The organism is Dietzia sp. E1, from assembly GCF_014145015.1.
Classification (GTDB): Bacteria; Actinomycetota; Actinomycetes; order Mycobacteriales; family Mycobacteriaceae; genus Dietzia; species Dietzia cinnamea_A.
Window position 1 is genome coordinate 1 of sequence record NZ_JAALDU010000136.1, and the last position, 9,958, is coordinate 9,958.

Below are 9,958 nucleotides of genomic sequence, written 5' to 3' on the forward strand. Positions count from 1 at the left end.
AAGGCACTGCAGGTCAGAGGTGGTATCGGCACGGAGGCCGATGGGCAGACGCTCAGGCGTCTAGGGTCAGACGGCTGTGTGCGGCACGGGCACCGACTCGATGGCGGGGAAGTTGCTCTTCGCGTATCCGGCGATCGATCGGATGCCCGCGATGTTGATCGTGCCGCCCACGGCTGCGCCCGCCACGGGCACGACCTTCACCAGGTTGATGGACCCTGTGGTGCCGAACTTGGTCACCAGCCGGAAGCCCACCGCCTTGTTGATCTTGCTCAGGACAGTGCCCGGCACCCTCTTGAGGGCCGCAATCGCCGTCTTGGTGCCGATCTCGACGCCGGCCTTGGACATCGCCTCGACTCCGGCGGAACCGATCAGCGACACCGCGATGACGCTGCGGACCTCCTCACTGCGAACGTCGTAGCCGCGCAGGTGTGCAACCGCCGCGATCATGCGGGTGGCACGCGTATAGAACACGGTGACATCGGTGGGGAGCGCCACCGCCATCGTGGCCAGGCCCCCGAGCCCGGAGACGAAACCCGATGCGCCCACGACCCTGGTGTGCGTGGCGATGATCCGCTTGATCGCCTTCTCCACGTCGTTCCCCGAGTGCTTCAGCGCCTCATCGGCAATGGCCTCGGCGCTCTTGACGGGGCCGAAGCCGTTCACTCCCGCGTCGAGAATGAAGTCGATGGTGGCGGTGGCTGCCGCCTCCATATCGCCTTCGGAGATCGACTTGGTGATCTCCTTGACACGCTTGGGTTGGGCGATTGCCATGAGGGGCGCCTTCCTGACAGGCCTGAGGGACGGTTCTCACGACGGCCGATCCGTGAGTCCGCGGCGCCGAGCGAGGGAGACTCAGCACCGGAAGGAAGGATAAGCACTATTTGGCTCTGATGGTTAACGGTGTCGACTATTACGCGAGAACCGTTGTGCCAGCCTCTGAGCTTTTACCCGTCTGACCTGGGGCGCCCTGAACGGGGCTCGCAGGGAACTGCAGGTCGAGCCCGATGCGGCGGCCTGAGAACGGCATAACACTCTGCGTCCGCCGCCCTGTCGGCGGTCACGCGAGGCAGTGCGGCACCTGGCGGAGAACTGTGGTGTAACCACTGCGAGCCTCTAGCCGATTTTTCGCAATGGTCACACCAAAGTTCAGGCCCCTCCACGGCCAGGGTCCGGCCCGGGCCTGAAGCGGCATGGCTCACCAGCACGCAAGCCCCTGACCTGCGGTGCCCTGAACGGGTGTTCCAGGGCACCGCAGGCCAGAGGCGGTGACAGCGCCCGCCACCGGGCGCGAGACCTCGCCGATCAGATCGCCAGCACCGCCGAGACGTCGTGGGCGGCGGACGCGTCGGAGGCGCCCGAGTGCGAGATCCGCCCGGACTCCATCACGTAGTAGACGTCCGAGGCGCGCAGCGAGAAGCCGACGTGCTGCTCGACCAGCAGGACGGACAGGTCGCCGCGGGACGCGAGCTCCACGATGATCCGCTCGATCTCGGCCACCACGTTGGGCTGAATGCCCTCGGTGGGCTCGTCCAGGACCAGCATCCGCGGCTCGGTGATGAGCGTCCTCGCGATCGCCAGCTGCTGGCGCTGACCGCCGGAGAGGAGGCCAGCCTTGCGGTCGAGCAGCTCGCGCAGCGCCGGGAACAGGTCCAGCGACTCGTCGATCAGCGCCTTGCCGCGCTTGCGGCCGTCGGCGACCAGCTGGAGGTTCTCGGCGGTGGTGAGCTGCGTGAACGACTGCTGCCCCTGCGGGACGTAGCCGATCCCGCGGGCCACCCGCGCGTGCGGACGCAGGCGGGTGATGTCCTCGCCGTCGAAGGTGATGGTCCCGCCCTTGCACGGCAACAGTCCCACGGCGGTGCGCAGCAGGGTGGTCTTGCCGGCGCCGTTGTGGCCGAGGATCGCGGCCACTCCCCCGGCGGGGACCTCGAGGTCGACGCCGTGGACGACCTCCGAACCGCCGTAGCCCGCGCGGACGCCGGACATGCTCAACAGTGCGCTCATCGCGGGGTCTCCTCGGTGTCGGCGGCGTCGGTGTTGGTGGCGGCGTCGGCGTCGGCGTCGGCCAACTCGGTGCCGGTCGCGGCGGCGGTGCCCAGGTAGACCTGCTGCACCTTGGGGTCGGCCTGGATCTCGGCGACCGTGCCCTCGGCCAGCACCTTGCCGGCGGCCAGGACGGTGACGGAGGTCGCGAACGCGCGCATGAACTCCATGTCGTGCTCCACCACCACGACGGTGCGGTCGGCGGCGATCCGCTGCAGGAGTTCGCCCGTGGCCTGCCGTTCCTCGGCGCCCATGCCGGCGACGGGCTCGTCGAGCAGCATGACGCCGCAGTCCTGGACCAGCAGCATCCCGATCTCGAGCCACTGCTTCTGCCCGTGCGCCAGCACCCCGGCCTTGGTACCGGCCAGGCGCTCCAGCCCGATCGTGGCCAGCGCCTCGGCGACGCTCTCCTCCCGGCCGTGGCGCCGCCGCAGCAGGGTGAGCGGCCCGCGGCGGGCGCCGGCGGCGATGTCGAGGTTCTGCTCCACGGTGAGGTCCTCGAAGACCGACGCCGTCTGGAACGTCCGGCCGATCCCGAGCTTGGCGATCTTGTGCGTCTTGAGCCCCAGCACCGGCTGCCCTGACTTGTCGACGGTGCCGGTCGCGGGCACGAGCCCGGTGATGGCGTCCACCACGGTGGTCTTGCCGGCGCCGTTGGGCCCGATGAGGAACCGCAGGTCACCCTGGATCAGTGTGAGGTCCACGCCGTCCACGGCCCGGAAGCCGTCGAACGTCACGGTCAGGCCGCGGACCTCGAGGTAGGTGCCGGCGCCCTGCTCACGGCCCGCAGGGCGGGACCGGGTGGAGGCGGCGCCGGGCAGCCGGAGCTCGGCGCCGGTGAGGGTGCCCGCCGAGAGGGCGGCACCGATGCCGAAGGCGGTGGAGTGGGTCATCGGGGCTCCTCGATGGTGGCGGCGGAGGTGGCAGCGGAGGTGGCGGTGGCGGCGCCGGAAGGTCCGGCCGCCCGGGCGGTGGCGGGCCGGTCGGGGGTGGTGGAGCTCGTCGTCGTCACCTTCGCGCGTCGGCGCCGCACCGCGAACAGCGACGCCAGGCCGCCGGGCAGGAACCCGACGACGACGATGAACAACACGCCCTGCAGGTAGGTCCACTGCGACGGGTAGGCCTCGGAGAACGCGGTCTGCGCCCACGCCACGCCGATCGCGCCGAGGACCGGGCCGAGCAGGGTCGCGCGGCCGCCGATCGCCACGCCGATGAGGAATGCGATCGACGGCGCGATGCCGATCGCCGACGGCGAGATGATCCCGACGATCGGCACGAACAGCGCCCCGGCGATCCCCGCGGCGAACGCGGCCACGGCGTAGGCGAACGACTTGATCAGCGCCGGGTCGTAGCCGAGGAAGCGGACGCGCTCCTCCTGGTCGCGCACGGCCACGAGTAGCTCGCCGAAGCGGGACTGCATGAGCTGCCGCACCAGCAGCACCACGGCGAGCAGCGCGCCGCCGGCGAGGAAGTACAGCATCCGCCGGTTCGCGGGGTCGGACAGCGCGAAGCCGAAGAACCCGGTGAAGCGGTTGAGGCCGTTGGAGCCGCCCAGCTCGGGTCGACTGACGAGGAAGATCGCGGCCGCGGCGGCCAGGGCCTGCGAGAGGATCGCGAAGTAGGCGCCCTTGACCTTGCGGTGGAACACCAGGTAGCCGAACCCGAACGCCAACAGCGGCGGGACCAGCAGGATCACCGCGATCGTGAACCCGGGCGAGGCGAACGGCACCCAGTAACCGGGCAGCTCGCGCGTGCCGGCGATCTGCATGAAGTCCGGCAGGGCGTCGGGACCGCCGCGGTCGCGGGCGTCGGAGAGCTTGAGGAACATGGCCATCGCGTAGGCGCCCACGCCGAAGTACACGCCCTGACCCAGCGTGAGCATGCCGCCTCGCCCCCACGCCAGGCCGATGCCGCTGGCGACGATCGCGTAGCAGAAGAACTTGGCCAGCAGGCCCAGGCGGAAGTCGCTGAGCAGCAGCGGCGCCAGGCCGAAGATGACCAGCGCCGCCACCGCGAGCGCGGCCCAGAACATCCAGCGGGGGCGCTCGACGTCGCCGGCGAGCAGGCGCCGGGCGCGGGACCGGGGCGGTGGGCCGGCGTCGGCGGGCGGGGTCGCCGGTGGTGCGTCGGTCGGCGTATCGGGTGACGACGACGAGGTGGTCGTCGCGGCCGCACGGGCAGTGGTGGTGTCGGTCATGCCAGGCTCCTGGTCTTGACGGCGAACAGGCCCTGCGGTCGCACCTGCAGGAAGAAGATGATGGTGACAAAGACGAGGACCTTGGCCACCGAGGCGGTGGTGGAGTATTCGAAGAACGAGTGGAGGACGCCGAGCGCGAACGCGGCGATCACGGCGCCCCGCAACTGGCCGAGGCCGCCCACGACCACCACGAGGAACGCGTCGATGAGGTACGACTGGCCGATCGTGGGGCTCGTCGAGCCGATGAGCGTGAGCGCCACGCCCGCCACCCCGGCGAGGCCGGAGCCGATGAAGAACGTCGTGATGTCGGTCCGGCGGGAGCTGATGCCGGACGACTCGGCGAGGTCCCGGTTGAGCGTGACGGCCCGGATGCGGCGGCCCATGGGCGTGAACTTCATGGCGGCCATGACGGCCGCGACACACGCGATGGCCAGGACGAAGATGAACACGCGCGTCAGCGGCACCGACGCGCCGAGCAGCTCGACGCTTCCGCGCAGGAACTCGGGCACCTCGACGTTGACGGCGGGCGCGCCCCAGATGTCGCGGGCGATCTGCTGCAGCACCAGGCCCACGCCGAACGTGACGAGCAGGGTGTCGAGCGGACGGGCGTAGAGGCGGCGGATGAGCGTGACCTCGAGCAGCACGCCCAGCAGGCCGCCCACTACGAACCCCAGCACGAGCGACAGGGCCAGGCCGGCGCCGGAGGCGGCCATGATCTGCTGCACGACGTAGGCGGTGTAGCAGCCGGCCATGATGAACTCGCCGTGCGCCATGTTGATGACGCCCATCTGCCCGAACGTCAGGGACAGTCCGAGGGCGGCGAGCAGGAGGATGGAGCCGATGCTCAATCCGGTCGCGAGTTGTCCGATGAGGATGTCCACACCGGCTCCTTTCTCTGGGCCCCGCCCTCCCCGCCCCCGGCCTCGGTTCAGGGGCCGGGCGGGAGCGGGGTGGGTCGGGCGGGCTGGTCGGGCGGTCTTGTCGGGCGTCAGTTTCCGGACAGGTCGCCGGCCCAGTCGTAGGACTCGAGGAACGGGTCGGGCTCGATCGCCTCGCCGGAGCTCCACACCTCGTAGATCAGGCCGTCGGGGCGGATCTCGCCGACGATCGCGGTCTTGGAGATGTGGTTGTTCTCGCCGTTGATGGTGACGGTGCCCTCGGGGGCGTCGAAGCTGACGCCGTCGGCGGCGTCCTGGATGGCGTCGACGGCGAAGGAGTCCGCCTTCTCGACCGTGTTCTTCCACAGGTAGACCGACGTGTACGCGGCTTCCATCGGATCGGAGGTGACGCGGTTCGCGCCGTACTTCGCCTTGAACGCGTCGACGAACGCGGTGTTCTCCGGCGAGTCGATCGTCTGGTAGTAGTTCCACGAGGTCAGCTGGCCGTCAATATTCGCGGCGCCGATGCCCTGGACCTCCTCCTCGGCGATCGACACGCTCACCACCGGGGTGTCCTCGGCGGACAGGCCGGCGTTGGAGTACTCGCGGAAGAACGCCACGTTGGAGTCGCCGTTGAGCGTGTTGAACACGGCGTCCGGGTTGGCGGTGCGCACCTTGTTGACGATGGTGGAGAAGTCGGTCGAGCCGAGCGGGGTGTAGTCCTCGCCGAGGATCTCGACCTCGTTCGCCGCGGCCCACGCCTTGATGACGCGATTGGCGGTCTGCGGGAAGACGTAGTCCGAGCCCACGAGGTACATGGACTCCACGCCCTGCTCCTTGAGGTACTCCAGGGCGGGGACGATCTGCTGGTTGGTGGTGGCGCCGGTGTAGAAGATGTTCTCCGAGGCCTCGAGGCCCTCGTACTGCACCGGGTAGTAGAGCAGCGCGTTGGCGTCCTCGACCACGGGCAGCATCGCCTTGCGGGAGGACGAGGTCCAGCCGCCGAAGATCGCGGCGACGCAGTCACTGGTGATGAGCTTCTGCGCCTTCTCGGCGAACACGGCCGGGTCGGAGGCGCCGTCCTCCACCACGGGTTCGATCTGCTTGCCCAGCACCCCGCCCTCGGCGTTGATCTGCTCGATCGCCAGGGCCACCGAGTCACGCACGGTCTTCTCGGAGATGGCCATCGTCCCGGACAGGGAGTGCAGCGACCCGACCTTGATCGTGTCGCCGGAGGTGTCGACGCAGGACTCGGCGGCGGCCGCCGTGGCGGTGTCGCTGGTCTTGCTGCCGCACGCGGTGAGCGCGCCGGCGCCGAGCAGGACCAGTCCGGCGGTGGCCAGCGCGCGCCGGGTGCGGCTCGGGCGCCGGGCTCGGCTCGGGCGCTGGCTCTGACCGGAGGAGAGGGAGGTGGAGTTCACGTGATTGACCTGACCTTCACTGACCGGCTGTCGAGGGTGCCCGCGGGATGCGGGGCTCGAAGCGCGATGCGGATAAAGGTATGGACAACATGTGAGTCGGCTGAGTCGCCGATGTTTCGCGACCGTTGCCTCTACCGGCGTTGTGTGAACGCTGCGTGACGCAAGTCAGGCGGCCGTGCGGCGGGCGCGGGATGCCCGCGGCCGGGAGGCGGAGGCAGTTCCCCGGCCGGTCAGCTCTTGCGCAGGTCGGGCACCGCCGCCCCGAGCAGGTGCATGCGGGCCGCGGACCACACCGCTCGCACGGCGGCCTCCACGTTCTCCTGCCCCCGACCCAGCACTCGCAGCCACGCACCGCAGCCGTCGGGCAGGGTGCTCACGCCGCAGCGCACAGCCGATCCCGCCACCGCGCTCGTCGCGCCCCCGAGCCCGTCGGCCGCCTCTCGCATGACCCCGGCGAGCTCCTCGGCCGGGCCGGGCGCGACCACGAACAGCGTCCCGATCGCGTCGGCGTCGCCGGTGACCAGCGGGTGCCCGGCATCGTCGCGGGTGATGCGGGTGGTGTCCACGACGAGCGGGACGCCGCCGGGTCGGGTGATCTCCACCGCCGAGACGTAGGCGTCCACGTCCCAGCTCTCCCCGCGGGCCACGCGTCCGGCGGTGAGGATGTCGGCCGCGATGAGCGTCGCGTCCTCGGGCACCTCGGCCCGCAGTCGCTGTTGGAACCGGCTGCCGCCGTACGGGATGAGCAGGTCGGGCAGCCACTCGCACACCGCGCCGTCGCCGAGCCGCAGGGTGACGTTCTGCGTGGCGTACCCGACGTCCATGCGGTGCACGCGGTTCGCGGCCTGCGTGGTGACCAGCGCATGGGCCCTGTCGCCGAGCCGGACGTCCATGTCGAGCCGGTCGCCGCCGACGATCCCGCCGCCGGTCGACATCACGTACACCACCGGCATCCCCGGCATCGCCGGGTCGAGGTACAGCGGCCGCATCACCTGCAGCGGCGACTTCTGGAAGCGGTCGGCCAGCACGGTCCGGCCGGCGAGGCCGGCAGCACGGGGATCGCGGGCGCGGCGGAAGTCCAGGTCGAGCACGCCCACCTTGCCGGGTGAGCCGACGGGCAACGCCCCGGGCCCGGTCTGCGGTCCGGCGGCGACGACGGGCCAGACGAACCCCGGGTCGGCGGCGCGGGTGAGTCGATCGCTCGCTGTGCCGGTGTCCTGTCCGGTGTCCCGCGGCGCGCTCACCGCGCGGGCAGCAGGTCCGCCCGGCGCGACTCGAGGTAGTCCAGCACCTCGTCGATGCCGGTGCCGGACAGGCAGTCGGTGAGCGCGACGGGCTTGCCCGAGCGGACGCGGTCGGCATCGGAGGACATGACGCCCAAGTCGCAGCGCACGTACTGGGCAATGTCGATCTTGTTGATCACCAGCAGGTCGCACTCGGTGATGCCGGGTCCGCGCTTGCGGGGCATCTTCTCCCCCTCGGCGGTGTCGAGGACGAAGAGGAACAGGTCCACCAGCGCCGGCGAGAAGGTCAACGTGAGGTTGTCGCCGCCGGACTCGAAGATGAGGGTGTCGACGTCGGGGTGATCCTCGAGCATCTCGGCGCCCACCGCGAGGTTCATGGTGGGGTCGTCGCGCACGGCAGTGTGGGGGCACGAGCCGGTCTCGACGCCCACGACCCGGGCCGGATCCAGCACGCCGGCCAGCGTGCGGCGGACGTGCTCGGCGTCCTCCTGGGTGTAGATGTCGTTGGTGATCACGGCCGGGGTGCGGCCCCGGGCGATCAGCTCGGGGACCAGCGCCTCGATGAGCGCCGTCTTGCCGGAGCCCACCGGCCCGCCGATCCCGATCCGCAACACCTGCTGTGCCTCTGCCATGGACGAGACGCTAATGCAGTCGTGTTTCGATTCTGTTGCGTGCCGAGCCGCTGACCCGCCGGGCCTAGTTCCTGGGCAGAACCACCGCGGCCAGCACGGTCGCCGTGGCGGTCAGGCCCAGGACCATCGCGACGGTCCCCGGCCATCCCGCCAGGTGCAGAAAGATCCCGCCCGCGAACCCGAACAGCGATGAGCCGCCGTAGTAGCCCAGGTTGTACAGCGACGAGGACTGGGAACGCCCTGCCACCGCCGAGGACCCCGCCCAGCCCGAGGCCACGGCATGCGCGGCGAAGAACCCCACGGTGAGGATCACCGTCCCGGCGATGATCGCCCACAAGCTCATGACCAAGGTGAGCGCGGTGCCCGCCATCATCGTCAGGTTGCCGGCGATCAGCACCGGCTTGCGGCCGAACCGAGAGGCCAGCACGCCCGCCCGAGGCGCCGAGAAGGTGCCCGCGAGGTAGGCCAGGAAGATGAAGGACACCAGCCAGATGGGCAACGAGAACGGTGGGTCCGCCAGGCGGAAGCCGAGGAAGTTGTAGACGGCGACGAACCCGCCCATCGTCAGGCAGCCCTGCAGGTAGATCACCCATAGGGCCGGGGAGCGCAGATTCCCCAGCAACGCGGCCATCGCCTCGCGCAACCGGGTGACGCGAGGGGTGAAGTTCTGGGCGCGCGGGGCGGTGCGCAGGAAGATGAGCACGCAGAGCACCGCGAGCCCGGTGACCAAGAGCATCCCGAGTTCCCAACCGATTGCTTGCCCGACGGGCGCGGCGATGATGCGCCCGGCGAGGCCGCCGATGGTCGTGCCGGACACGTACGTGCCCGCCGCGATCGCGGCGACCTTCGGGCTGACCTCCTCGCTGAGGTACGCCACGGCCAGGGCGGGCACCCCGCCCAGCATGAGGCCTTCGACGAACCGCAGGGCGAGCATCCACCAGAACCCGGGCATGATCGTGATCAGCGCCGCGCAGAGGCAGGCCAGGGCGATCGCGGTGAGCATCGCCTGCTTGCGGCCCACCGCGTCGCCGACATACGACCACGGAATCACGCCCAGTGCCACGCCGAGGGTCGCGGCGGAGATCATGAGCGCGGCCCGATCGGGGCTCACGTGGAGATCGTCCGCGATCAGAGGCAACAGTCCCTGGGGCGAGTAGAGCTGGGCGAACGTGGCGACGCCGATGAAGAACAACGCCGCCAGCAGCCGGCGGTACGGCGGGGTCCCCGGCTTCAGGCCCGTGCCGGAACCAGCCCCGTCGTCGTTCACAGGCCCTCCCGGTTCAGTCGCGCGCGTGTCTCAGGACCGCTCCGCGGCCGTGCCCCGGATTGTGCCCGGCGTCCCCGAGCCCGCGTCACTCGCGCCCCCCTGACCTGGGCTGCCCTGGACGGGGTGTTCAGGGCACCGCAGGTCAGAGCGCTGCGGCGGGCCGGCGGGCCGGCGGGCGGCGCGGGCCAACGAACCAGCGGGGTCAGGACGCGAACAGTCGCGCCTCGGCCCGCTCGTGGTGGCACGACGCGAGGTCCAGCACCGGCGCGAACCCGC

9 protein-coding genes are annotated in these 9,958 nt (G+C 70.6%); all 9 read right to left on the minus strand.

The features are described 5' to 3' along the window. Positions 1–66: 66 nt before the first annotated feature. Complete coding sequence (locus G6030_RS05690; protein ID WP_182642470.1) at positions 67–771, minus strand: EcsC family protein; 705 nt, start codon at positions 769–771, stop codon at positions 67–69. 531 nt (positions 772–1,302) lie between these two features. Continuing rightward, positions 1,303–1,995, minus strand: coding sequence for an urea ABC transporter ATP-binding subunit UrtE (gene urtE / locus G6030_RS05695; protein ID WP_182642473.1), 693 nt, complete (start codon positions 1,993–1,995; stop codon positions 1,303–1,305). 5 nt (positions 1,996–2,000) lie between these two features. Further along, entirely contained in the window at positions 2,001–2,936 is a 936-nt protein-coding gene (gene urtD / locus G6030_RS05700; RefSeq protein WP_182642471.1) for an urea ABC transporter ATP-binding protein UrtD, read from the minus strand. Next, on the minus strand, positions 2,933–4,075 hold the full coding sequence (gene urtC / locus G6030_RS05705; RefSeq protein ID WP_241724191.1) for an urea ABC transporter permease subunit UrtC: 1,143 nt from the start codon (positions 4,073–4,075) through the stop codon (positions 2,933–2,935). Before urtC ends, urtD begins: the two co-directional genes overlap by 4 nt. Positions 4,076–4,236: 161 nt before the next feature. Further along, complete coding sequence (gene urtB / locus G6030_RS05710; RefSeq protein ID WP_007633467.1) at positions 4,237–5,121, minus strand: urea ABC transporter permease subunit UrtB; 885 nt, start codon at positions 5,119–5,121, stop codon at positions 4,237–4,239. Between the two features lie 107 nt (positions 5,122–5,228). Continuing rightward, the gene (gene urtA / locus G6030_RS05715; protein ID WP_182642474.1) at positions 5,229–6,461 is read right to left on the minus strand and encodes an urea ABC transporter substrate-binding protein; all 1,233 of its coding nucleotides are present in this window, start codon (positions 6,459–6,461) and stop codon (positions 5,229–5,231) included. 308 nt (positions 6,462–6,769) lie between these two features. Continuing rightward, positions 6,770–7,783: an urease accessory protein UreD gene (locus tag G6030_RS16400; RefSeq protein WP_082904602.1), complete on the minus strand. Its 1,014-nt coding sequence runs from the start codon at positions 7,781–7,783 to the stop codon at positions 6,770–6,772. Continuing rightward, complete coding sequence (gene ureG, locus G6030_RS05725; protein WP_106385027.1) at positions 7,780–8,415, minus strand: urease accessory protein UreG; 636 nt, start codon at positions 8,413–8,415, stop codon at positions 7,780–7,782. Before ureG ends, G6030_RS16400 begins: the two co-directional genes overlap by 4 nt. A gap of 64 nt (positions 8,416–8,479) precedes the next feature. Beyond that, positions 8,480–9,682: an MFS transporter gene (locus G6030_RS05730; RefSeq protein ID WP_082904603.1), complete on the minus strand. Its 1,203-nt coding sequence runs from the start codon at positions 9,680–9,682 to the stop codon at positions 8,480–8,482. Positions 9,683–9,958 lie beyond the last annotated feature (276 nt).

Coding starts and splice junctions, on each gene's coding strand:
- G6030_RS05690 (WP_182642470.1), bottom strand. CDS start 771: ATGGCAATCGCCCAACCCAAGCGTGTCAAGGAGATCACCAAGTCGATC.
- urtD (WP_182642471.1), bottom strand. CDS start 2,936: ATGACCCACTCCACCGCCTTCGGCATCGGTGCCGCCCTCTCGGCGGGC.
- urtC (WP_241724191.1), bottom strand. CDS start 4,075: ATGTTCTGGGCCGCGCTCGCGGTGGCGGCGCTGGTCATCTTCGGCCTG.
- ureG (WP_106385027.1), bottom strand. CDS start 8,415: ATGGCAGAGGCACAGCAGGTGTTGCGGATCGGGATCGGCGGGCCGGTG.